Genomic DNA, 24,860 nt, shown 5'->3' with positions numbered 1-24,860 from the left:
ACCTTGTCCTTTGCGGCACAGACGAAGAAAGAACTGACGATGATCGAAAGCCAGAGCTGCTGTGAAAAAGCCGAACTGTCCGCGCTAATTCGGATGAACGGCTCTGTTCAGCTTTCGAACAAAAAGGTAATCCTGGATATTTCGACGGAAAATGCCGCGATTGCAAGACGTATTTATTCCTTAATTAAGAAGCATTTCCAGGCGCATACCGAACTTTTGGTGCGTAAAAAAATGCGTTTGAAGAAGAATAACGTATATATCGTTCGTATTCCCGCCCAGGTTCAGGAGATCCTGAAAGAGCTTCGCATCGTCTCCGAAGGCTTTCTGTTTCAATCGCGCATCGACGAGCAGATCGTTCGCAAAAATTGCTGTAAGCGGGCTTATCTGCGAGGTGCCTTCATGGCAGGCGGATCCGTGAACAACCCGGAGGGGTCTTCGTACCATCTGGAAATTGCCTCGATGTATGAGGAGCATTGCCAGTCCCTGGTGGACCTGGCGAATGAATTTCATCTGAACGCACGCTGCATCGAGCGGAAGAAGGGCTTCATCTTCTACATCAAGGAAGGCGAAAAAATCATCGAATTCCTCAATTTGATCGGTGCCCATCAGGCCTTGTTCAAGTTTGAGGATGTCCGGATTATGCGGGACATGCGCAATTCGGTGAACCGGATCGTAAACTGCGAGACCGCCAACCTGAACAAAACGATCGGCGCGGCCGTCCGTCAGATTGAGAACATCAAGCTGCTCCAAAAGGAAGTGGGTCTTGAGAATTTGCCCGATAAACTGCGGGAAGTGGCAGAGATTCGGCTGGCTCATCCGGATATGAACCTGAAGGAAGTCGGCGAATTGCTCAAAGGAACCGTCAGCAAATCAGGCGTCAATCACCGTCTGCGCAAAATCGATGAATTGGCCGAAAAGATTCGGAATGCTTAAGATTTTTTCTTCTAGTGTCCTGTATGGTAAAATGGTATAATATTATAAAATGTCAATCGCGCTTTCAATGCAGCAGATTTATTAGATAGGGGGTAATTTTCATGACAAAGCACCCGGTAGTCGTTCGGTTAAAGACGGGTCTTCACGCCAGACCGGCCGCGCTGTTCGTTCAGGAAGCGAATAAATACTCATCTGAAATTTTTGTTGAAAAAGATGATAAAAAAGTAAATGCCAAAAGTATCATGGGAATTATGAGCCTTGCGATCAGCTCAGGAACGGAAGTTTACATTAGTGCTGAGGGAGCTGACGCTGAGCAAGCGGTTACTTCACTCGTGAACTTGGTGAGCAAAGAGGAACTCGAGAACCAATAGGGTAACCGTGATTCAAGTTTAAGAAAAGTCTTGTTACAGCAAGGCTTTTTTTGCTATCAGGCGCTGCCTTGGGGTTCTCGCTCGCTTGTCGCGTACATAAGAACATGATTGAAGAGAAGGGGCGGAGACATCCGTCCTTTTTTAATCCGTTTTGGGGTCGCCGCAAAGCATTGGGAATAAGCATCGAAGCATAAGCTCCACTTGGTGGGGTTATTTTGCGTTGTTTTCCGAATCGTAAGCCATCGTTTAACTTCAGTTTAACTTGCTGATATATTCTCTTCTTACAGACAATATAAAGGGATGGGAAGGGAAGGGAGTACAATGAGTCCAACGGGTACTGCTATACAGGAAATCAAGCGCGAAGAACGGGCCGGGAGCAAGAAGGCAGGTTCTCAGGCGTTCTTCCGGTTATTGAAGGAAACGAAACCGCCGATGCTGCTGCTGATCGGGGCGATCCTGCTGAATGTGATCTCAACCTTGGTCGGGCTTGTCATACCCATGTTTACGAAGAGCCTGGTGGATGGCTTCTCGCTGACGGATATGAATCGGTCCCATATGATTGGGCTGGGCATCGCGTTTGTGGTGCAGACGATTGCTGCCGGGGTCTCGATTTTTCTGTTAAGCTATACGGGACAAAAGATGGTGGCTGCCCTGAGGGAGCGGCTGTGGAAAAAGCTGCTTGTGCTGCCGATCCGCTATTTCGATCATAACCGTTCGGGGGAATCGGTCAGCCGGATGACGAATGATACAGGAGTGATCAAAAGCCTCATATCAGACCATGTGGCCGGATTCTTCAGCGGAATCATCTCCATTGTGGGTTCCATTGGGGTGCTCCTTTATCTAAACTGGAAAATGACGCTGACGATGTTTATCGTCATTCCGATAGCGGCGCTGATCCTTGTCCCGCTCGGCAGGAAGATGTACAAAATATCGCTGGGCATGCAGGACGAGACGGCGTCGTTTACGGCGAATATCAGCCAGGTGCTGTCGGAGATTCGGCTGGTTAAAGCCTCTAATGCGGAGAATAGAGAGTATGAGAACGGGAACAAAGGCATCACCAACCTGCTGAATTTCGGTATCAAGGAAGGCGTAGTCTCTGCCTGGATCGCACCGCTGATGTCTTTTGTGCTGATGATGCTGCTGGTGGTGGTGATCGGGTATGGCGGATTGCAGGTATCCACCGGAGCGCTGACCGCGGGAGAGCTGGTTGCGTTCATCCTGTACCTGATTCAGATCGTCATGCCGATGACGCAGTTAACGACGTTTTTTACCCAGCTGCAGAAGGCGAAGGGAGCGACGGAGCGAATATTGGAAACCCTGGATGCAGACGAAGAATCCATTACGGCCGGTGACGAGGTGGAGGATGCCAACCAGCGGGTGTCGATCGAGAACCTTTCGTTCGGGTATAAGCCCGATGAGCTTGTGCTGCATGATATCAGCTTTCAGATGGAGCCGGGGACGGTCACGGCCGTGGTCGGGCCGAGCGGCGGAGGGAAAACGACGCTGTTCTCCATGCTGGAGCGCTTCTACCTGCCGCAGAAGGGACAGATCCGCTTGGGCAAGACGCCCATAGATACCTTCTCCTTACGCTCCTGGCGCGGATTGATCGGCTATGTATCGCAGGAAAGTCCGATGATTGCCGGAACCATACGCGACAACTTATGTTACGGAATGGACCGCGAAGTGAGTGACGCTGAGCTTCGAAGAGCGGCAGAAATGGCGTATGCCGATGGATTTATTGATGAACTGCCAAGCGGCTTTGATACGGATGTGGGCGAACGGGGCGTGAAGCTCTCGGGCGGACAGCGGCAGCGGATTGCCATCGCCAGGGCTCTGCTGCGGGATCCCAAGATCCTGATGCTGGACGAAGCCACCTCCAGTCTGGACAGCCGTTCCGAGATCGAGGTGCAGAAGGCACTCAAGAACCTCATGGCTGGACGGACGACGATCATTATCGCGCACCGGTTATCCACGGTGGTGGGGGCCGATCAGATCATATTTATAGAAAAAGGAACGGTGACCGGCCGGGGAACGCATGATGAATTGATCGGGCAGCATGATATGTACAGGGAGTTTGCCGTTCAGCAGCTGCAGATGAATGAGGCAATCGAGGCTTAAAGGCAGCTTGTAGAGCCATAGAAGGAAGGGGGGCCATCATGGCAAAAATATTGGTTGTGGACGACGATCCGAACATCCGCGAACTTATCAAGGTGTTCCTGGAGGAGGCGGGGATGGAAGAGGTGATGGAGGCCTCGGATGGCGTCGAGGCCCTGTCCGTGATGGAGCAAGTTTCGGTCGATCTGGTCGTGATGGATATCATGATGCCTAATATGGACGGATGGGAGCTATGCCGGGAGATTCGGAGGAATACCGGCATTCCGGTGTTGATGCTGACGGCAAAAGGGGAGACGAGACAGATCGTGAAGGGTTTTGAGCTGGGCACGGACGATTATCTCGTGAAGCCTTTTGAGCCCGCGGAGCTTGTCGTACGCGTCAAAGCGCTGCTGAAGCGATATCAGGTAGCCGCATCGCAGACGGTCACGATCGGTAACCTGCAGATGAACCGTAAAACTTATGAGGCCAAAGCCGGCGATGAGGTTTTTACCTTGCCGTTAAAGGAGTTTGAGCTGCTCTTCAAACTGGCCAGTTATCCGGGGAGCACGCTGCCGCGCGACCGGCTGATCGAGGATATATGGGGGTATGACTTTGAAGGGAACGAACGCACGCTGGACGTTCACGTGAATCGCCTGCGAGAACGGTTCCCGGAGGAGAAGTACCGGTTCAGGATTCGAACGGTTCGCGGCCTGGGGTATCGCCTGGAGGCAGGTGAGAGCTGATGAGGAGACCGCTTAAAATCTTGTGGAAAATCGTTCGGGAGACGATTCAGACCATCCTAATCTTCGCGGTCTTGGGAGCGTCATGGACGGCGGCGACCTACGTGACGCGGTTTCTTTACAACTGGACGGGAACGCCGCCATGGGATTATGCCGTCCAGCTGATCGACTTGTTTGTCGGCGTCATCATTTTCTTCCTGTGCATGCTGGTCGTGGGGATGTTCTTCAAGCACCGGCAAATGGCCATGCTGAATTCCATTACGGATGCTATGCGCCGGATCTCCCAGGGGGATTTCAGTGTGAAGATGGATGAACACCAATGGCGCGGGGAGTTCAGGATGATTGCTTCCGGCATTAACGACATGGCCGGCGAGTTGGGGCGCATGGAGACGATGCGGCAGGATTTCATCTCCAACGTGTCCCATGAAATCCAATCCCCGCTCACTTCGATTCGGGGTTTTGCAAGGGCGCTCCGAAATCCGCGTCTCACCGAGGAGAAGAGAGCCCGTTACCTGGAGATCATCGAGGGAGAGGGCCGCCGTTTGTCGCAGCTGAGTGACAATCTGTTGAAGCTGTCGTCTCTGGAAGGCGATCAGCCTGCCTTCGAAAGGGCCCGTTACCGGCTCGACGGGCAGCTGCGAGCCGTCGTGTTGGCGCATGAGCCGCAGTGGCTGGCGAAACGGATTCAGGTGGATCTGGATCTCGCCGAGGTCGAGATTGAGGCGACGGAGGATCTGCTGAGTCAAGTGTGGACCAACTTGCTGCACAACAGCATCAAGTTCACGCCCGAGGACGGCATGATCACCATTGTGCTGAAAGCAGGGGAAGACGGAGCCGAGGTTACCATGACCGATACGGGGGTCGGGATGTCGGACTCGGATCAGCTGCATATCTTCGAGCGCTTCTACAAAGCGGACAAATCGCGTAATCGCGCGGCTGGCGGCAGCGGGCTTGGGTTGTCGATCGTGAAGCGGATCGTGGACATCCACCAAGGGAGAATTACGGTCCAATCGGAGCCGGGGAAGGGATCGGCTTTTACCGTGGTGGTGCCATACAAGAGTTCCGGCGATACAAAGCAGTGATCGTGTGCGGCTTGGTGCTTGGAGTTATAAAGTTTGAGGCAGCCGGAGCTGGATAACCCAAGAAATCGGTGATGGTTGCGGGCTCTCCTTCAGGAACTGGGGAGGGCATGGGGCGGAGTGTTTTGTCTTTTCTGAGCAAAGGTGGTCACTGCGTGGGAACATGGCTGGCTTCCGGGCACTTTTAGTAGGGGGCGGGTCATAGCCATAAATAAGGAGTAAGGACTTGTCGTCCTTACTCCTTATGGAGTTATACGCGATGCGATATGTACAAGCTTTCCGTTGACGGGGAGAGTATGTGATTAGCTAAAACCGAGCAGATAGCAGCACGTTCGTACAAGCAGTAGCAATACAAGTCATATGAGCATATGAGCAATTCAACCATTAATAGGAATACAGGAAGTCAAGCATTACCAAAAGCAATCAATGCAAGCAATACAAAAAACAGGTAGGGATGCAAATGATTCAAGCAATGCAAGTGATTCAAGCATAGGAGTACACGCAATACAAGCAGTACAAGCAATACAAGCAATACAAGCATTATACGCAATATAAGAAACAAGCGATATAAGCCAAACCAGTAATACAAAGTAATTCAGACATTACAAGTAAGTCAACCAACTCAAGAAACCCAGCAACTCCAGCAACAAGTGATTCAAGGCATTACAGGGATGATACGAGAGCAATATAAGCTTTTCCTGGCAATCTTGGGGATTTATCGGACACCATAGACCTTATTTGCCAAAATCACGGCCATATTTGGAAATAGCGGACACTAGATCCGTTATTCAAGAATTTGTATCGGCAAATGCCGCTTTTTTGAAGGAATAACGGATCCTCGGTCCGGTAATTTTCGAAAAGTCCCTATTTTCCCTCGAATAAGGTCCTCTCGGTCCGTTAGCTGCTCTAAAGCAGCATGCAGCCATCGTATAACTATCGAAGTGGGCTCTAAATGATAATATGCAGATGCCATTCCATAGTCGTACGATAACAAGCAGATGCCATTCCATAGCCGTACGATAACAAGCAGATGCCAACCATAGCCGTACGATAACAAGCAGATGCCAACCATAGTCGTACGATATCATGCAGATGCCATACCATAACCGTACGATTATAGGCAGATGTCATTCCATAGCCGTACGATATCATGCAGATGCCTCATAGTCGTACGATAATATGCAGATGCCATACCATAGCCATACGATATCATGCAGATGCCATAGCCACACGATAACATACAGATATCATTCCATAGCCGTACAATAACCGGCTGGTTCACTCTATCGGGCCAGCCGGACCATAGGTTGCAGCTTTGAACTGTCGACAGCCATCCAAGCGCACCCAGAAGCCACTCACCGTGCGCACAGGTGTAGTAGGCACGGTGTATGCAGCCGCACGGCAACAGATCGGTGAAGCTGGTTCAGCTGCACCGTTACAGCACCTTCTCCAGAAAGCTGATGGTCCGCTCATGCTTCGGGCTGCCGAACACCTCTTCCGGCGGACCTTCCTCTACGATATACCCGCCGTCCATGAAGATGACCCGGTCCGCAACCTCGCGGGCAAACCCCATCTCATGGGTAACGATCATCATCGTCATGCCCTCGCGCGCCAGGTCCTTCATGACGCCGAGCACCTCGCCGACCATCTCCGGGTCCAGCGCCGAGGTCGGCTCGTCGAACAGCATGATGTCGGGATTCATCGCCAAGGCCCGGGCGATCGCCACGCGCTGCTTCTGGCCGCCGGACAGCTGGCTCGGGAAAGCCTGTGCCTTATCGGAGAGGCCTACTCGGTCCAGCAGCTTCAGCGCCGTGGCACGTGCCTCGGCGGCGTTTTGCTTGCCCAGCTCGACCGGGGCGAAGGTAATGTTCTTCAGCACGTTGAAGTGCGGAAAGAGATTAAAATGCTGGAACACCATGCCGATGTTCTCGCGCGCCTTATTGATGTTCGTTTTAGGGTCATTGATATCCTGATCATGGACAAAGACCCTGCCAGCCGAAATTTCCTCCAGCCGGTTGATGCAGCGCAGAAAGGTGCTTTTGCCCGAGCCCGATGGCCCGATCACGCAGACAACCTCGCCTTCCTGGACTTGCATATCGATTCCCTTCAGCACCTCGTTCGTGCCAAAGCTCTTCTTCAGTCCTTCTATGCGGATTTTATCCATGACGCACCTTCCTTTCCAGACGGTCCGAAATTTTCGTCAGAATCGTGATCACGACCAGATACATGATGGCCACCACGAGCCAGATATCAAACGAGGCGAACGTTCTCGCAATGATGATCTTCCCGGATTGGGTCAGCTCGACCAGACCGATCACCGACAGGATGGACGTATCCTTCAGCGTGATCACCAGCTGGTTAATAAAGGTCGGAATCATGACTTTGATCGCCTGCGGAATGATGATTTTCATCATGGCTTTGCGGTATGGCAGTCCGAGCGAGCGGGCCGCCTCCAGCTGTCCGGGGTCAATGGATTGAATGCCGCCGCGAATAATCTCCGTGACATAAGCGCCGGCATTCAAGCTCAGCGTCAGGACCGCTGCGACGATCGGCGACATCGTGAAGCCGAACGCCTGCGGAATGCCGAAGTAGATGAAGAAGGCAAGCACCAGCAGCGGAATGCCGCGGAAGATGTCCACGAATACGGTGGCGATGCCCCGGAGCCATCGATTGCGACCGACCTTCATGAAACCGAAGATCAGCCCTAGGAAAAACGCAAAAAACAGCGACACGATGGTCAGCAGCAGCGTATTGCCAAGGCCCTTCAGCAGGGAAGGCAGCGACTCCACGATTAGTCCCCAGCGGCTTTGACTCGGTGCGCTTACGGCATTCTCCCCGATATATTTTTCCTTAATGCGATCGTACTCTCCACTTGCCTTCAGATTCACCAAACCAGCGTTGAACTTCTGCAGAAGCTCCTGGTTCCGTCCCTTGCTGACGGCGAATCCGTAGGAGGCGCCGGGCTCCATCTCCGTAACGATCTTTAGACCGTTGTTCTGTTCCACTCCATAAGCGAGTACGGGAAAATCGTCAAAGCAGGCAACGGAATTGCCGGTTTTGACATCGTCATACATTTGGGCCGAATCGTCAAAAGGCACGATGGTGAAGCCGTACTTGGAGGATATGGATTCCGCGAAGCTGTAACCCTCCGTACCGGTTTTGACAGCAACCTTTTTCCCCCTTAAATCCTCATAGGATTTGATGGATTCCTGGTCCTGGCGGATGGCCATGACAACGCCCGAATCAAAATAGGGATCGGAAAAATCGAATTTCTGCTTCCGTTCATCCGTGATACTCATGCCCGCGATGACGCCGTCCACCTGATTGGCTTCCAGCGCCTGAACCGCCGCATTGAAGCCGAGCGGCTTGATCTCGTATTTGAAGTTCTGGTCTTTCGCGATCGCATCCAGCAGATCCATATCGATGCCGACAAATTTGCCGCTCGCATCCTGGAATTCAAACGGGGCGAACGTAACGTCCGTTCCGATCTGATAGGTTTTGCCGGAGGCTGGCTCTCCCGCCGCGCTTACCGATCCATAGGGAACGCCAACGGCCATGAGGAGCAGCAGTGACATGAACACGTAGAATACACGCAATGATTTCATAATGACCTCCTGTTCTTAACACCGTGTAAGTTAGTTACCCATTAAGGCTTCCATGTTAAACAGCAGCTTCCGGCTTCATTCGGTATCTTATTTGGCTAAATAGCCAATCATGCCTAGAAATACCAATGAATTGGGCGTAAAAAATTTATTGCAAGAAAAATATCAAAACGCTCCGATTCGGATGCAACATTTACCAATGCCCTCACGTTAGAAGGGTAAGGCAAGCATGGCAGCGATGCCAATATCGAAGGAGGCTGACAAAGATGAAAAGATGGGTCAAACAAGTAGGTTCTATCATGATTGCAGGCGCACTGCTGACTGGCAGCACGGCTTGGGTCGGGTTGAGCGGAGCAACCGAGGTGCACGCGGCGGAGGCAGCACAGCAAAACCTTCTTACCGTACTTGGTAAAGGCGAGATCTCGGTGAAGCCAGATATCGTTTATCTTTCCATCGGGGCAGAATCATATGCGGAAACCGCAAAATCCGCACAGAAGAGCAATGCGCTGAAAATGGATAAGATTACGAAGCTGTTGAAAGAAACCTGGAAGATCGACGACAAGGATATCAAAACCGAGCAGTTCTATGTACAACCGAACTATACGTACTCCGATGAGAATGGACGTAAAGTGAAAAATTACACCGCCTATCATTCCCTGGAAGTTACGCTTCGCGATCTGAGCAAAGTCGGGGACCTGCTCGATGCAGCATCCGATGCCGGCGCCAATTCCATCGGCAACGCCCGTTTCTCGGTTGAGAACCGCGATGCATTCGAAGCGCAAGTGATTGATAAGGCGATGGCGAACGCGGACCTGAAGGCACAAGCGATGGCGAAGGCGTCCAAGCGTCAACTCGGTATCGTACTGAACATTGTGGAAGGTTCCGTTGGCGTAGATACCATCTATGGCCTCGAAAAAATGGCGATGGAGGCTCAGTCCACGGCAGCGGACGCTGGAGCAAACACATCCGTGAAGCCGGGCGAGATCAAAATCACGACACAGCTGTACGTGCAATACCAGTTGAAGTAGTCGCTTTAATCGACGCAGCATGCGAAAAAACCGTTCATTCCGGTCTTTATCGGGCGAACGGTTTTTTAGCATGTCTGTTAAAAAATGAAATACCATTATCCGGTGCCATATCCGGCCCTTCCCCTGTCGAAATACACAGAAAAGTGTTGTGTATAGGGGGAAAACGAGGTATAGTGAATATGCGAAAAACTGAACTTTGATCTAACGTTTAAAGCCATACCCATGGATATGGCTTTTTTTTCTTAGTAGAGACTTCTAACCGCCTCCACCCTTAAGAAACGGATTCTGCCAACCTGAGCATAATAGGCAGTAGGACCGTTTCTTCTTAGTGGAGAACGTTTTTGTGCATACTGGTAATAGGATGTACACATGGAAACGAACAGGTCACATTTTGAAGAAGGGGTTGATGCATGTGATTGAACTTGTCCAGATCGAGAAGCATTTTCAGGGACAAGCGGTCGTGCATCCGCTGTCGCTCTCCATTAAAGAAGGGGAATTCCTGACTTTGCTGGGCCCCAGCGGCTGCGGCAAAACGACGATTCTCCGAATGATAGCAGGATTCGAGCAGCCGACCGAAGGACAGGTATGGCTGGCGGGTCAGAATGTGACGGATATGCCTGCGAACAAGCGGGATTTGAATTTGGTATTCCAACACTATGCTCTGTTTCCGCATATGACCGTAGAAGACAATATCGCTTTTGGACTGAAAATGAAAAAAATGCCGCGCCAGCTCATCAAGGAGCGCGTGGACGAGGCTGTTGCGATGACGCAGCTGACCGCCTTGCGGGAACGCTTCCCGCACCAGTTGTCCGGCGGACAGCAGCAGCGCGTGGCCATTGCGCGCGCCATCGCCAACAAGCCGAAGGTGCTGCTGCTGGATGAACCGCTCGGCGCGCTGGATTTGCAGCTGCGGAAGAACCTGCAGTCCGAGCTCAAGCATTTGCAGCGGACGCTCGGGATCACGTTTGTATATGTAACGCACGACCAAGAGGAAGCCATGATGCTATCCGACCGGATCGTCATCATGAACCATGGACGGGTAGAGCAAATCGGCACGCCGCGCGAGATCTATGCGAGACCGCAAACGCTGTTTGCCGCCACGTTTGTAGGGGAGAATAACGTCTTCTCCTCGCCCGAGGGGCTTTTTGCCGTACGGCCGGAGAAACTCATTCCCCAGCGGGAATCGGGTGCCAAGAAGAGCGGCGTGATTGAGGATGTGCAGTACCTCGGCAGCGTTCATAAGCTGCTGGTCCAATTGGACGATGAGCCGATGAAGGTCACGATTGCCCTCGATATCTCGGATGACCATCCGTGGGAGGTTGGCGAACGGGTTGGGGTGAACTGGAACGCCAAGGATGAGGTGATCATCGGGCCATGAGGAAATCAAGGTTCCTGTTGACTCCGGTGCTGCTGTGGTTATCCCTGTTCTTAATCGTTCCGATGCTGATCGTGGTCGGCATTTCCTTTCTCTCGCGGGATTCGCTCGGGAATGTCGTGTTTTCCTTCAGTCTGGAAGGATACAAGACTTTTTTTGATCCATTATATTTGGGCATCTACTGGGATACCTTGGTACTGTCGCTGCTGACTACGGTGATCTGCTTGTTAGTCAGCTATCCTTTGGCCTATTATATAGCCAACGCTTCCCCGCGTATCCAAACCTGGGGATTGATTCTGATCACGGTTCCGTTCTGGATCAACTTTTTGATCCGAACCTATGCGTGGGTTCTGCTGCTCCGGACGCAAGGCGTAGTGAACAGCCTGTTGCTGTGGGTTGGATGGATCGACGAGCCGATTCAGATGCTGTATACGTACGGCGCCGTACTGCTCGGGATGGTGTATAACTTCATTCCGTTCATGGTGCTGCCGATTTACGTGGCCTTGGAGCAGATGGACAAACGTCTGCTGGATGCGGCCAGCGATCTGGGCGCTTCCAGATGGAAGGCATTTCGGCATATTACCTTGCCTCAGAGCAAGTCCGGCATCATGACGGGTGCGGTTCTGGTCTATGTATCGACTTCCGGGATGTTTGTCGTCACGGATATATTGGGGGGCGCCAAGTCCTCCATGATCAGCAATATCATTCAGCAGCAGTTCCTGGGTGCGCGCAACTGGCCCTTTGGAGCGGCGTTATCGGTTATTTTTGTGATTACGTCCTTGGTGCTGATCCTGCTCTTTAACCGGGCGATGCAAGCCCGCCATCAACGCGTAGGGGAGGGGAGATAAGTGAAAAAGAAGAATCACCCGCTGCTCGGGGTTCACTCTTTCCTTATGATGGCTTTCATCTATGTACCCATCGTCATGATTATCATCTATTCCTTTAACGATACGCGGCTTAGCGGCAATTGGGAAGGCTTTACGATGGATTGGTATGTGTCGCTATTCCAGAATCGGCACGTGATGGAAGCGCTGATGAACAGTTTGACGGTGGCCGTCATCTCGACGATCGTTTCCACCCTGCTCGGGACTGCAGCAGCGCTCTCGCTTCGGAATTTGGGGCGTAAAGGCCGCAGCGGCATGAATGGCCTGCTGTATCTGCCGGTCATCATCCCGGATATTATTATGGGGCTGTCGCTGCTGGTGCTGTTCAGTCAACTGAACATGCCGCTTGGCAAGGCAACGGTGATCATCGCCCATATTACGTTCAGCCTGTCGTACGTCTATGTCGTGGTAACGGCCCGACTGTCGGGGATGGGCAAACAGCTGGACGAGGCTGCCCAGGATTTGGGCGCCACGCCTTGGCAAACGTTCCGGCACGTCACGCTGCCGCAGATTGCACCGGGCATTATCTCCGGCGCATTGATTGCTTTCACGCTGTCGCTGGACGATTTTATGGTCAGCTTTTTCGTCGCCGGCCCAAGCTCAACAACGCTGCCGATCTATATATACGCTCAGGTGAAGCGCGGCATCTCGCCAGAGATCAACGCGCTGTGTACGCTGCTCATACTGGTCAGCATCACGCTGATCCTGTTAGCCCAATATATTCTTAACCGCGGCAATGGGCAGAAGAAACACAAAACATTACCGATCTAAGCGATAGAAACGCTTTTTTCGAAATAAAATTAAAACATGCAAGTGGAAAGAGAGGAGATATTGAATTGAAAAAATCAAGATGGACCCGCCTGCTGACGGCAGGCATGGTTGCGGTATTGTCTGTAGGACTGCTGGCCGGCTGCGGCTCGGATAAGGAGACGCTTCATATTTACAGCTGGGCGGATAACTTCGATCCCGAGGTGCTGAAGGACTTTGAGGAGAAGTTCGACGTGAAGGTAACCTACGACAACTACGCGAACAATGAAGACCTGCTGGCTAAGATCAAGGCTGGCGGCAGCGGTTATGACCTCATTCAGCCGTCCGATTATATGGTCAAAACGATGATTGAATCGGAGCTGCTTGAGCCGCTTGACATGAATAATATCCCGAACTTCGTCAATATTACGGATACTTTCAAAGATCCGTCTTATGACCCGGGCAATAAATATTCGATCGTTTACACGTCCGGCGTAACGGGAATTGCATATAACAAGAAGTATGTGAAGGACGAAATCAACAGCTGGGAAGACCTCTGGAATCCGGAATACAAGGGCAAAGTCCTGCTTCTGGACGACAACCGGGAAATGATCGGCATGGCGCTGAAAAAGCAAGGGAAATCCAACAGCAGCACGGATGAGGCGGAAATCACGGCTGCATCCGATGAGCTGAAGACACTGCTGCCCAATGTCCTTGCGTTTGATACGGACAATATTAAGCAGAAGATGATTCAGGAGGAAGGCTGGATTGCCACGGTTTGGTCCGGAGACGCGGCGTTCATCGCGGCGGAGAATCCGGATGTAGCGTATGTGGTGCCTGAAGAAGGAGCGACCATATTCTCGGACAACTACGCGATTCCAAAAGGCGCGAAGAATAAGGAGCTGGCCGAGAAATTCATCAACTTCATGATGGAGCCTGAAGTCAGCGCCAAAAACTATGAATTTATCGGATACAGCAATCCGAACACGAAAGCGATGGAATTCCATAGCGAGGAATACCGCGCCAATACGATGATCAACCTGACGGAAGAGGAGCTGGGCCGTACCGAGTGGCTCGATAATGTCGGTGACTCGCTCTCCGTCTATGATCGTTTATGGACCGAACTGAAGAGCGGTCGTTAGTATAAGCTTCAGTTCTTCATCTTTTTGTAATAAAGGAAGCCTGTCCCCTAAAGGGGATGGGCTCTTTTTTTTGCAGAGCAGAATGAGACATTAGTCCCAAAGTGGGAAGAATTGGCCGATTTTCAGGAATTCCACCACAACTTCAGGATCCTTTTCGTTGTTATATATAAGGAGGTTGTATACGGTTTAGGCCCGTTTTTTATAAATGGGGTATCCCAGAAAGGAAGAAGCAGCTTGAGTGATCTGACGAGCATGGGGTTTATTGCTTTGATTGTTGCAGGCATCGCTGCTGTTTTTTTTCTGAATTTTTTCAGGAAAAGCGCGCTGCATCTGCTGCTGACGAGCATTCACAGTGCACTCGTTGGCATCGGTTTGATTCTTCTTGCTTACGTTGTCCAAGGCAGTGAACTACTGCTGCTTGCGGGTTCAAGTGCTCTCTTGTTCGGTGTGTTTCTTAGCGCAGCGGCGTTCGTCCGGAAAGAATCATGAGAATGTATAGGTCCTATGGCATGGAGTCAAAATTGTCATTCACTTTGTTACCAATACATTGAAAGCTTTCCTTATAATGATTAAGGGTAATAGATTAACAACTAACGGAAACTTAATTTAACAAAGGTGGAATTCTGATATGAATCCTAAATTTCGTGTATGTGCATCATTAATTGCAACTAGTGTCCTGCTTGGTAGTCTTGGTTTGAGCGGACAGGTCATCGATGCAAGCGCCGCTAAGGCACCCGTTTCCGCCAGCCAAAAAACGTCGAAAAATGAAGTTGTACTGAAATGGAACGGCAAAACCTTGTCACAAAAAGGTCTAGTGCTGCATGGGGTAACTTATGTGCCAGCGACAGCTTTGCGGGATGGTCTGGGGATGCCTCTTAAATATGATTCCAAAAAACGCACGTATACACTGGGTAACGGCTATAACAAGCTGAGCGCCGCCGTGTATGCTGCAAGCGAAATCGGCATTCTGGTGAACGGTTCGTATGCCGGCGAGCCTGGCGGACAGATCATCAATGGACGTCTGTATCTGCCGTTCAAAACGATCAGCGAATACATGGGCGTTCAGGGACAATGGAATCCTTCCTTGAAAACACTGAGCATGACACAGAAGAAGCTGAATGACATTACCATTAAATCGGTTGCGCTCAAGAAGAATATTCAGGGCGTAGACGCTGTTGTGAATTATCCTGTAATCAGCGGACTCGATAATGCGGAGGTCCAAGCCGAAATCAACAAAGTGTTGAAAGAAAATGCGTCCGGCGTAATCACCGGCGCGGAAGGAAACGCCGAGGAATTCCCGCCGTCGGAATCCAGTTTCCCTTACGAATTCAGCGGTGACTTCGTGGTCCATTACAACCAGAACGACATCCTGAGCATTACGGCGTATGATTATTCGTACACCGGCGGTGCCCATGGCATGACCTTCCGTAAAAGCTTCACGTTCTCCTTGAAGGACGGCAAGCAAATGAAGCTGGGCGATTTCATCAACATGCAGGGCAAGAACAAGCAGAAGCTGAACAACCTTGTGCTGAGCAAGATGAAGAAAGAGGGAGGTTACCTCGGCGGTTTTGAGGGAGTGCCTGCCGATGCCGACTTCTATGTGAAGGATAACGCGGCGGTGCTGTACTTCCAGCTTTATGAATACACCGCCTATGCCTATGGATTTCCTGAGTTTGAGCTGAAGCTGAAAGAGTGGAAGTAAGAGTATATCATAGGCGGTTTGTGTAAACTGTAATCACTAAATTTCATACTATAGCTTGTTTAGATACATGATGCTGTCCTGATGTAACACTGTGCTGAAACCCGTTGCGATAAATCCCCTGATCAATTGAGCGTGGAGCATATACTCCTGCGCCCTATGATCAAGGGGATTTTTTGTGTATCTCACCATAGGCGTACCCTTTTTCCCCTCCCCTCAAGTTAAGACAGGCCTTTTAGGAGGGGGATGGCCTTACCGTCTTTATGTTTTATTGAAAAAATCGTACCGAAGTGAGAGTATCCTTGGAGGAGCAACGCGTTCGCCTTTGGAATCGGGAAACCTCCTTATTTAATCATTCATGTTTCCCGATTTCAACAGCGACCGAAGGGGATACTCTCACTATTTAGTATTCGAAGTTTTCGATGAATCCAGAGGATAAGAAAAGGCAGGCACCGGATAACGGCGCCTGCCCTTTACTTCATTTCTTTTATAAACCTTGCGGCGGTGTGTTTTCCAGTACTTGATCGATCAGGCCATACTCTTTGGCTTCGTCAGCCGTCATGAAGTAGTCGCGATCCGTGTCCTTCTCGATGCGCTCCAGCGGTTGGCCGGTGCGTTCGGACAGGATGCGGTTCAGCTTGTCGCGCATTTTGAGAATGCGGCGGGCACGGATTTCAATATCCGTGGCTTGACCCTGTGCGCCGCCGAGCGGCTGGTGAATCATGATCTCGCTGTTAGGGAGACCGTAGCGTTTGCCTTTGGCGCCTGCGTTAAGCAGGAATGCGCCCATGGAAGCAGCCATGCCGACACAGATCGTCGAGACGTCCGGCTTGATGAACTGCATCGTATCGAATATCGCCATACCTGCGGTAATGGAACCGCCAGGGCTGTTGATGTAAAGATGAATATCCTTCTCGGGATCCTCAGCCGACAAGAACAGCATTTGGGCAATGATGGAATTGGCGACCACGTCATTTACGTCGGAGCCGAGGAAGATAATGCGGTCTTTCAGCAATCTGGAATAGATGTCGTACGCCCGCTCACCGCGGTTGCTTTGTTCAACGACCATAGGTATAAAACTCACGTGGAAAACCTCCTCTTAAGTACCTCATATAAATACTGTTACCGTATTACCCACATGATAAACAATTTAAATCAAAAAGTCAAAGAAAGTCAAACTATTGAGTAAAAAAAAGAGCCGTTATGGGCACTTTAGGGTAATCAGTATAGAGAATAAATGTTATAATGGCGCGCCCGCGAGGAATCGAACCTCGATCTCAGGCTCCGGAGGCCTACGTCATATCCATTGGACCACGGGCGCACAAAAATCAGCAACGAAGTTGATTATACCGCATCTATTTCAAAAATACAATAGCGGACAAAACTTTGTTCCTATTATATAGACGAGCCGGTAGTTGGCCATAATGTATAAGAATGCCTGGGGTAGAGAAATATACTTTCGGACACTTGCAACCGGCATGATTATTGGTTAGAATAAGGGTGGGACTTAAAAAGTTTAACTGGGACATTTTACGACCAGGTAGGAGAGCCGAGACGAAGTTTGCAGGAGTGGAATGCATGCGTAACCTATTAGAAATACAAGAGCAACTTCTGCCGGATCTGATGGACACTCTTAAACGAAGGTATACCATCCTTCATCAGATCAAGTTGTCCGGAATTGTTGGCCGAAGAACACTGGCTTCATCGTTATCGATGACCGAGCGTGTTCTCAGAGCAGAGACTGATCTTCTGAAAGCGCAAGGGCTGATCGAGATTGAAACGCTCGGCATGCGGATCAGCGGCTCAGGGATATGCTTGCTGGAGGAGTTGGAACCGGTCATGAATGAGTTGTTCGGACTGGTTGAACTGGAAGAGAAGATTCGTCAGGCTTACGGGCTTCGTAAAGTGGTCATTATTCCCGGTGACAGCGAGTCATCTCCGGAAGTCAAACGTGAGCTTGGCCGGGCCGGAGCAAGAACGCTGCTTAACTTTGTCCAGGATGGAGATACGATTGCCGTAACAGGCGGCTCCACGCTCGCCGAAGTGGCAGAGCAGATGTCCTCTTTGCCTGGCGGCGAACCGTTGACAAGCACTTGGTTTGTGCCGGCGCGTGGCGGCCTCGGGGAGAGCATGGAGATTCAAGCGAACACCATCGCTTCCAAAATGGCTAAGCGCGTTGGGGCTGAGTACCGATTGCTTCATGTTCCGGATCTGCTCAGCGAGGATGCTTATCAATCGTTGGTTCAGGATCAGCACATCCAGGAGATCGTGGATGTGATCAGGCGCAGCCGCGTCATTATTCACGGCATCGGGGATGCCATGGAGATGGCCAGACGGCGGAAGCTGGATGAAGGCTCTATCCGGAACTTACAGGCAGATGGCGCGATCGCGGAATCCTTCGGCTATTATTTCAGTGAAGATGGCGAAGTTGTCCACAAAATGCTTACCCTTGGACTCCGGCTTGAGGATATTATGCGGACGGAGACCATCATCGGCATTGCTGGAGGGCAAGGCAAGGGCAAAGCGATTCACGCGGTGCTGAAATTCGGACACGAGGACATTCTCGTTACGGATGAAGCCGCAGCATTGGAAGTCGAGAAGGAAATTGACGCCGGCATCTGAGTCCGCGGGCGTACAACAGATTTTTCATTTTTTGTTGTCTTGATTGGCTTAACGGCCAATCTTGAATATATAAATTTTACAAATATGGAGGGAACTACTCATGGTTAAAGTAGGTATTAACGGTTTTGGACGTATTGGACGTAACGTATTCCGCGCTGCGCTGAACAACAGCGAAGTTGAAATCGTGGCAATCAACGATTTGACGGACGTAAAAACGCTGGCACACCTTTTGAAATATGACACCACTCACGGCAGACTGAATGCAACTGTTGAAGCTAAAGAAGGCGCACTCGTTGTAAACGGCCGCGAAGTGAAAGTATTCGCTGAGCGTAACCCTGAAGCATTGCCTTGGGCTGAGTACGGCGTTGAAATCGTTGTAGAATCCACTGGTATTTTCACAGCGAAAGACAAAGCTTCCGCTCACTTGAAAGGCGGCGCTAAGAAAGTTATCATCTCCGCTCCAGCTACTGACGAAGATATCACCATCGTTATGGGCGTTAACGAAGACAAATACGATGCAGCTAACCATACTGTAATCTCCAACGCTTCTTGTACAACAAACTGCTTGGCTCCTTTTGCTAAAGTTCTTGACGAGAAGTTCGGTATCGTTAAAGGCATGATGACTACGGTTCACTCCTACACGAATGACCAGCAAGTGCTTGATCTTCCGCACAAAGACCTGCGTCGTGCTCGTGCAGCTGCCGAAAACATCATTCCATCCACAACAGGTGCTGCTAAAGCGGTTAGCCTCGTTCTGCCACAATTGAAAGGCAAATTGAACGGTATGGCAATGCGTGTACCTACGAAGAACGTTTCCGTAACGGACCTCGTAGTTGAGCTGTCCCAAAACGTAACCCTTGAAGATGTAAACGGAGCTCTGAAAGCAGCTGCTGAAGGCCCGCTGAAAGGCATCTTGAACTACTCCGAAGAGCCGCTTGTATCCAGCGACTACAATGGCGATCCAGCTTCTTCCACTATCGATTCGCTCTCCACTATGGTAGTTGGCGACAACATGGTGAAAGTTGTTTCTTGGTATGACAACGAGTGGGGCTACTCCAACCGTGTCGTTGACCTCGCTGCTTACATCGCAAGCAAAGGTCTGTAATTGATCTAGCCATTCAATCGAAGAGGAGTTCCGTTCACGGGTCTCCTCTTTGGTTCATGGTTTTTCCTTGTTTTCATGCCAGAGCACTGGGAAGAATAGATAAGAATCCGGGTGCTGGTTAGACGATAGAGAGAGATACGAGAGCAACTGCATGCTGTCGGTGAGGAGAATAGTTTTCTTAGGAGGAACGTGGAGATGAACAAGAAAAGTGTACGTGATGTAGAAGTAAGCGGCAAACGGGTGTTTGTCCGCGTCGATTTCAATGTACCGCTCGAAGATGGTAAAATTACAGACGACACTCGTATTCGCGAGACTTTGCCGACGATTAAGTATCTGGTGGAGCAAGGAGCGAAAGTCATCCTGGCCAGCCACATGGGTCGTCCCAAAGGAGAGGTCGTAGAATCTTTGCGCCTGACTCCGGCGAGTCAGCGTCTGTCGGAACTGCTCGGCAAACCGGTAGCCAAAGCGGATGAAGCGGTAGGAGAAGCCGTTAAAGCTCAAGTCGAGAAGCTGCAAAACGGCGATGTGCTCGTACTTGAAAATGTTCGTTTTTACCCTGGTGAAGAGAAGAATGATCCGGAACTTGCGAAGCAATTCGCTGAGCTGGCCGATCTGTTCGTGAACGACGCGTTTGGTGCTGCTCACCGCGCGCACGCTTCGACAGAGGGGATTGCTCATCATCTTCCGGCCGTATCGGGATTGTTGATGGAGAAAGAGCTGTCCGTTCTCGGCAAAGCCCTTTCGAATCCGGACCGTCCTTTTACCGCCATCATCGGTGGATCGAAGGTTAAGGACAAAATCGACGTGATCGACAACCTGCTTACGCTTGCTGACAATGTCATCATCGGCGGTGGACTTGCTTACACGTTCTTCAAAGCTCAAGGCCATGAAATCGGTCAATCTCTGCTTGATAAAGAGAAGCTTGATGTGGCACTCGGTTTCATCGAAAAAGCCAAAGAGCTGGGCAAAAACTTCTACCTGCCGGAAGATATCGTCGTTACGGACGAATTCAGCGCAGACGCCAATACCAAGGTCGTTGATATCGACGGCATCCCAGCCGATTGGGAAGGCGTTGACATCGGTCCTAAGACTCGCGCCAAGTATGCAGAAGTTATCAAGAACTCCAAACTTGTCGTGTGGAACGGTCCTATGGGCGTATTCGAAATCGCTCCGTTCAGCAACGGTACTCGTGAAGTGGCACAGGCCTGTGCGGAAACGGAAGCTTACACGATTATCGGCGGCGGCGACTCGGCTGCAGCAGCGGAGAAATTCGGCCTTGCCGACAAGATGGATCACATCTCGACAGGCGGCGGCGCATCTCTTGAGTTCATGGAAGGCAAAGCACTTCCTGGTGTTGTGGCACTGAACGATAAATAGAATGAGGAACTGCATTGGATAGCAAGTGGATGAAGTTTGGACCCTGGAGAATCTTCGGGGGAATAAAGGAGTGAATCGTGTGAGAACACCTATCATAGCTGGTAACTGGAAAATGTTCAAAACTGTTCCGGAAGCAACTTCATTTATTGAAGATGTGAAGGGCAAAGCGGAAGTAGAAGGCGTGGAAAGCGTGATCTGCGCGCCGTTTACCAATCTTCCTGCATTGGTTGAAGCGGCAAAGGGCACGAACATCAAAATCGGTGCACAAAATCTTCATTTCGAAGACAATGGCGCCTTTACGGGTGAAATCAGCGGCTTGATGCTGAAAGACCTGGGCGTGGACTACGTCATTATTGGACATTCCGAGCGCCGCCAGTATTTTGCTGAAACCGATGAGATCGTGAACAAGAAGGTACATGCGGCATTCCGTCATGGTCTTCTTCCGATCGTATGCGTTGGCGAGAAGCTGGAAGAACGCGAAGCCGGCCAAACCAAAGACGTGTGCAAAGTACAAACGGAAGCAGCGTTCGCAGGTGTTCCTGCTGATCAAGCGGTTCATGTCGTTATTGCTTACGAGCCAATCTGGGCAATCGGAACGGGCAAATCCTCCACGGCAGAGGATGCGAACGAAGTCATCGCCTATATTCGCGAACTCGTTAAAGGCCTGTACGGCGAAACCGTTGCAGACCAAGTTCGCATTCAATACGGCGGCAGCGTGAAGCCTGAAAATGTAGCGGAGTATATGGGACAAAGCGACATCGACGGCGCGCTCGTTGGTGGTGCAAGTCTACAACCTGCTTCCTACATCGCACTCGTTGAGGGGGCGAAGTAAATGTCTGCTCCAAAACCCGTAGCTCTGATCATCATGGACGGTTTCGGGCTTCGCAACACCGAGGTGGGCAATGCGGTCGCTCAAGCGAACAAGCCTAACTACGACCGGTATTTGAAGCAATATCCGAACACCACGTTGACCGCTTGCGGCGAAGCCGTAGGCTTGCCGGAAGGTCAAATGGGGAACTCCGAAGTGGGTCACTTGAACATCGGCGCAGGCCGGATCGTGTATCAGGATTTGACCCGCATCACGAAGTCGATTCGCGAAGGAGAATTCTTCGAGAACGAAACGCTGGTGGAAGCCGTTCGCGCTGCCAAGAACAACAACAAGAAGCTGCATCTGTACGGGCTGGTATCCGACGGTGGCGTTCACAGTCACATTGAGCACATGTTTGCGATGCTGGATCTTTGCAAGAAGGAAGATTTCCATGACGTATACATCCATGGTTTCATGGATGGACGCGACGTGGCACCGGACAGCGGCAAGCAGTTCGTTAAGGATCTGATTGCGAAGATTGAGGAAGTGGGCGTTGGCCAAATCGCTACGCTTTCCGGTCGTTACTACGCAATGGACCGCGACAAGCGTTGGGACCGCGTCGAGAAGGCTTACCGTGCGATGGTGTACGGCGAAGGCCCTAAATATACGGATCCGCTGAAAGCCATCACCGAATCCTACGAGAAATCGGTTTATGATGAATTCGTAGAGCCGACCGTCATGGTAAATGGCGCGGGAGAACCGGTAAGTCTGGTGGAGAGCGGAGATTCCGTCATCTTCCTGAACTACCGCCCTGACCGTGCGATCCAGCTGTCCCAAGTGTTCACGAACAAAGATTTCCGTGGTTTCGATCGCGGACCGAAGTTCCCGCAAAGCTTGCATTTTGTCTGTTTGACGCTGTTCAGCGAGACGGTGGAAGGCTTCGTCGCCTACAAGCCGAAGGATCTGGACAACACGCTGGGCGAAGTGCTGGTTCAGCACAACAAGAAGCAGCTTCGCATTGCGGAAACGGAGAAGTACCCGCACGTGACGTTCTTCTTCAGCGGCGGACGCGATGTTGAGCTTCCAGGCGAAACGCGCGTATTGATCAACTCGCCGAAAGTGGCGACGTACGATCTGAAGCCGGAGATGAGCGCCTATGAGGTGGCGGATGCTTGCGTGAGAGAAATCGAAGCGGATAAGCATGACGCGATCATCTTGAACTTCGCGAACCCGGACATGGTAGGTCACTCCGGTATGCTGGAGCCTACCGTTAAAGCGGTAGAAACCACCGACGAGTGCGTTGGCAAAGTAGTGGATGCCGTTCTTGCCAAAGGCGGCGTGGTTATCATTACGGCTGACCACGGAAATGCGGACATGGTATTCGATGAGAATGGCCGTCCATTCACCGCGCATACCACGAACCCGGTTCCGTTCATCGTAACGGATGAGAACGTAACGCTGCGTGAAGGCGGTATTCTGGCCGACATCGCGCCAACGATTCTTGATCTGATGGGGCTGCCGAAGCCTGACGAGATGACGGGAACCTCCATGATTGCAGCACGTAAATAAGTAGTTCATAATGGAACATAAACATAACATTTCAAAGGAGACTATACACATGACTATTATTTCTGATGTATATGCACGCGAAGTCCTTGACTCCCGCGGCAATCCAACCGTAGAGGTTGAAGTATACCTGGAATCCGGTGCAATCGGTCGCGCTATCGTTCCATCCGGTGCTTCCACTGGCGTTCACGAAGCGGTTGAGCTTCGCGACGACGACAAATCCCGTTACCTGGGCAAAGGCGTTCTGAAAGCCGTTGAGAACGTGAACGAAATCATCGCTCCTGAAGTGATCGGCATGGACGCTCTGGACCAGCTCGGCATCGACAAGCTGATGATCGCTTTGGACGGTACGCCAAACAAAGGCAAATTGGGTGCGAACGCCATCTTGGCCGTATCCATGGCTGTAGCTCGCGCTGCTGCTGATGCTTTGGATCTTCCGCTGTATGTATACCTTGGCGGATTCAACGCCAAACAACTTCCAGTACCTATGATGAACATCGTGAACGGTGGCGCTCACGCGGACAACAACGTTGACGTACAAGAATTCATGGTATTGCCTGTTGGCGCACCTAGCTTCAAAGAAGCTCTTCGCATGGGCGCTGAAATCTTCCACAACCTGAAATCCGTTCTGAAGGGCAAAGGCCTGAACACGGCGGTTGGTGACGAAGGCGGCTTCGCTCCTAACTTCACGTCCAACGAAGATGCACTGTCTTCCATCATCGAAGCGATCGAAAAAGCCGGCTACAAGCCAGGCGAAGATGTATTGCTGGGTATGGACGTTGCTTCCACCGAGTTCTTCAAAGATGGCAAGTATGTTCTGGAAGGCGAAGGCAAATCCTTCACGCCGGCAGAATTCGTTGACCTGCTCGCTTCTTGGGTAGACAAATACCCGATCGTAACCATCGAAGACGGATGCTCCGAGGACGATTGGGAAGGTTGGAAATTGCTCACCGAGAAATTGGGTAACAAAATTCAACTCGTGGGTGACGACCTGTTCGTTACGAACACGGAGCGTCTGGAAAAAGGCATCAACGAGGGTATCGGTAACTCCATCCTGATCAAAGTAAACCAAATCGGTACATTGACTGAAACTTTCGATGCGATCGAAATGGCAAAACGCGCAGGATACACGGCTGTCATCTCCCACCGTTCCGGTGAGTCCGAGGACAGCACGATTGCTGATATCGCAGTGGCTACTAACGCAGGCCAAATCAAAACGGGTGCTCCTTCCCGTACCGACCGTGTGGCGAAATACAACCAATTGCTTCGCATCGAAGACCAATTGGGCGAGCTTGCTCAATACAACGGCTTGAAGTCGTTCTACAACCTGAAGCAAAAATAATTGAAATAAGAGAAAGCCCGGCTCCTGCCTTTGAGGGAGCTGGGCTTTTTTGCATTGATTTGAGGAGCTGCAGGGTTGGGGCTGCACACTCTAGTATCGTGCCGTGGGGCGGTTCGTATATCGGCTCCGGTCGCTGTTAAAATCGGGAAGCTGGATGGAGTAGGCTGAGGAAGCTTCCCGATTTTAAAGGCGAACGCGTTGCTCCTCCACCGATATACGCACCTGGGCAGGGGAGGAGGTGTGCAGCCGATTGTGAGTATTTCATGGCAGTGCAATGAAGAAAGCCCAGCTCTGTGATGTCACATGAGCCGGGCTTTTGGGCGTGGGAGAAGAAGAGATCGAGGGC

21 protein-coding genes and 1 tRNA gene are annotated in these 24,860 nt (G+C 51.1%); 18 read left to right on the top strand and 4 right to left on the bottom strand.

The genetic code is table 11. The annotated features are described in order from the left end of the window. Nucleotides 1-3 precede the first annotated feature (3 nt). The 5 genes from whiA (at nt 4) to JNUCC32_RS24135 (ending at nt 5,220) form a co-directional block, all read left to right on the top strand. Nucleotides 4-933: a DNA-binding protein WhiA gene (gene whiA / locus JNUCC32_RS24155; RefSeq protein WP_009593666.1), complete on the top strand. Its 930-nt coding sequence runs from the start codon at nt 4-6 to the stop codon at nt 931-933. 101 nt (nt 934-1,034) lie between these two features. After that, complete coding sequence (locus JNUCC32_RS24150; protein ID WP_006207570.1) at nt 1,035-1,304, top strand: HPr family phosphocarrier protein; 270 nt, start codon at nt 1,035-1,037, stop codon at nt 1,302-1,304. Nucleotides 1,305-1,625: 321 nt separating this feature from the next. Beyond that, nucleotides 1,626-3,422, top strand: coding sequence for an ABC transporter ATP-binding protein (locus JNUCC32_RS24145; protein ID WP_192570099.1), 1,797 nt, complete (start codon nt 1,626-1,628; stop codon nt 3,420-3,422). 38 nt (nt 3,423-3,460) lie between these two features. Continuing rightward, entirely contained in the window at nt 3,461-4,141 is a 681-nt protein-coding gene (locus JNUCC32_RS24140) for a response regulator transcription factor (RefSeq protein WP_192570098.1), read from the top strand. Continuing rightward, nucleotides 4,141-5,220, top strand: a complete 1,080-nt coding sequence (locus JNUCC32_RS24135) for a sensor histidine kinase (RefSeq protein ID WP_192570097.1) — start codon at nt 4,141-4,143, stop codon at nt 5,218-5,220. Before JNUCC32_RS24140 ends, JNUCC32_RS24135 begins: the two co-directional genes overlap by 1 nt. Nucleotides 5,221-6,652: 1,432 nt before the next feature. Here the strand turns inward: JNUCC32_RS24135 and JNUCC32_RS24130 are convergent. Together JNUCC32_RS24130 and JNUCC32_RS24125 are read right to left on the bottom strand one after the other, a co-directional pair. After that, a complete protein-coding gene (locus JNUCC32_RS24130) occupies nt 6,653-7,381 on the bottom strand; it encodes an amino acid ABC transporter ATP-binding protein (protein WP_192570096.1) in 729 nt (242 codons plus the stop codon). Then, nucleotides 7,374-8,813, bottom strand: a complete 1,440-nt coding sequence (locus tag JNUCC32_RS24125) for an amino acid ABC transporter substrate-binding protein/permease (protein ID WP_430623471.1) — start codon at nt 8,811-8,813, stop codon at nt 7,374-7,376. Before JNUCC32_RS24125 ends, JNUCC32_RS24130 begins: the two co-directional genes overlap by 8 nt. A gap of 272 nt (nt 8,814-9,085) precedes the next feature. On the opposite strand from JNUCC32_RS24125, the gene JNUCC32_RS24120 reads away from it, so the two are divergent. From JNUCC32_RS24120 to JNUCC32_RS24090, 7 genes are all read left to right on the top strand, one after another. Then, nucleotides 9,086-9,847: an SIMPL domain-containing protein gene (locus JNUCC32_RS24120; RefSeq protein ID WP_096777142.1), complete on the top strand. Its 762-nt coding sequence runs from the start codon at nt 9,086-9,088 to the stop codon at nt 9,845-9,847. Between the two features lie 406 nt (nt 9,848-10,253). Next, a complete protein-coding gene (locus JNUCC32_RS24115) occupies nt 10,254-11,225 on the top strand; it encodes an ABC transporter ATP-binding protein (protein ID WP_009593655.1) in 972 nt (323 codons plus the stop codon). Further along, complete coding sequence (locus tag JNUCC32_RS24110) at nt 11,222-12,070, top strand: ABC transporter permease (RefSeq protein ID WP_192570095.1); 849 nt, start codon at nt 11,222-11,224, stop codon at nt 12,068-12,070. The genes JNUCC32_RS24115 and JNUCC32_RS24110 overlap by 4 nt, the downstream gene beginning before the upstream one ends. Then, nucleotides 12,071-12,877: an ABC transporter permease gene (locus tag JNUCC32_RS24105; RefSeq protein ID WP_096777144.1), complete on the top strand. Its 807-nt coding sequence runs from the start codon at nt 12,071-12,073 to the stop codon at nt 12,875-12,877. 65 nt (nt 12,878-12,942) lie between these two features. Continuing rightward, the gene (locus tag JNUCC32_RS24100) at nt 12,943-13,995 is read left to right on the top strand and encodes an ABC transporter substrate-binding protein (RefSeq protein ID WP_009593633.1); all 1,053 of its coding nucleotides are present in this window, start codon (nt 12,943-12,945) and stop codon (nt 13,993-13,995) included. 234 nt (nt 13,996-14,229) lie between these two features. Beyond that, nucleotides 14,230-14,484: a hypothetical protein gene (locus JNUCC32_RS24095; RefSeq protein WP_192570094.1), complete on the top strand. Its 255-nt coding sequence runs from the start codon at nt 14,230-14,232 to the stop codon at nt 14,482-14,484. A 139-nt stretch (nt 14,485-14,623) separates the two neighbouring features. Continuing rightward, nucleotides 14,624-15,697 (top strand): PdaC/SigV domain-containing protein, encoded by a 1,074-nt coding sequence (locus JNUCC32_RS24090; RefSeq protein WP_192570093.1) that lies wholly within the window; start codon nt 14,624-14,626, stop codon nt 15,695-15,697. Between the two features lie 484 nt (nt 15,698-16,181). Here the strand turns inward: JNUCC32_RS24090 and clpP are convergent, their stop codons facing one another. Continuing rightward, complete coding sequence (gene clpP, locus JNUCC32_RS24085) at nt 16,182-16,778, bottom strand: ATP-dependent Clp endopeptidase proteolytic subunit ClpP (protein ID WP_009593635.1); 597 nt, start codon at nt 16,776-16,778, stop codon at nt 16,182-16,184. A gap of 162 nt (nt 16,779-16,940) precedes the next feature. After that, nucleotides 16,941-17,015 (bottom strand) — tRNA-Arg (locus tag JNUCC32_RS24080). Nucleotides 17,016-17,272: 257 nt separating this feature from the next. On the opposite strand from JNUCC32_RS24080, the gene JNUCC32_RS24075 reads away from it, so the two are divergent. The 6 genes from JNUCC32_RS24075 to eno all read left to right on the top strand — a co-directional run bounded on the left by JNUCC32_RS24075 (nt 17,273) and on the right by eno (nt 24,514). Further along, nucleotides 17,273-18,316, top strand: coding sequence for a sugar-binding transcriptional regulator (locus JNUCC32_RS24075; protein ID WP_009593661.1), 1,044 nt, complete (start codon nt 17,273-17,275; stop codon nt 18,314-18,316). A 100-nt stretch (nt 18,317-18,416) separates the two neighbouring features. Further along, entirely contained in the window at nt 18,417-19,421 is a 1,005-nt protein-coding gene (gene gap / locus JNUCC32_RS24070; protein WP_009593640.1) for a type I glyceraldehyde-3-phosphate dehydrogenase, read from the top strand. A 195-nt stretch (nt 19,422-19,616) separates the two neighbouring features. Beyond that, nucleotides 19,617-20,798 carry a phosphoglycerate kinase gene (locus JNUCC32_RS24065; protein WP_012818437.1) on the top strand — a complete coding sequence of 394 codons (1,182 nt, stop codon included), beginning with the start codon at nt 19,617-19,619 and terminating at the stop codon, nt 20,796-20,798. Nucleotides 20,799-20,877: 79 nt separating this feature from the next. Continuing rightward, a complete protein-coding gene (tpiA, locus tag JNUCC32_RS24060) occupies nt 20,878-21,630 on the top strand; it encodes a triose-phosphate isomerase (protein ID WP_012818438.1) in 753 nt (250 codons plus the stop codon). Further along, on the top strand, nt 21,631-23,175 hold the full coding sequence (gene gpmI / locus JNUCC32_RS24055) for a 2,3-bisphosphoglycerate-independent phosphoglycerate mutase (RefSeq protein ID WP_012818439.1): 1,545 nt from the start codon (nt 21,631-21,633) through the stop codon (nt 23,173-23,175). 49 nt (nt 23,176-23,224) lie between these two features. Then, on the top strand, nt 23,225-24,514 hold the full coding sequence (gene eno, locus JNUCC32_RS24050; RefSeq protein WP_009593642.1) for a phosphopyruvate hydratase: 1,290 nt from the start codon (nt 23,225-23,227) through the stop codon (nt 24,512-24,514). Nucleotides 24,515-24,860 lie beyond the last annotated feature (346 nt).

The organism is Paenibacillus sp. JNUCC32, from assembly GCF_014863545.1.
In the GTDB taxonomy this organism is placed as follows: domain Bacteria; phylum Bacillota; class Bacilli; order Paenibacillales; family Paenibacillaceae; genus Paenibacillus_AQ; species Paenibacillus_AQ lautus_A.
The sequence above is the reverse complement of the archived record's forward strand: the minus strand, read 5'-3'. Positions and strand labels throughout refer to the sequence as shown.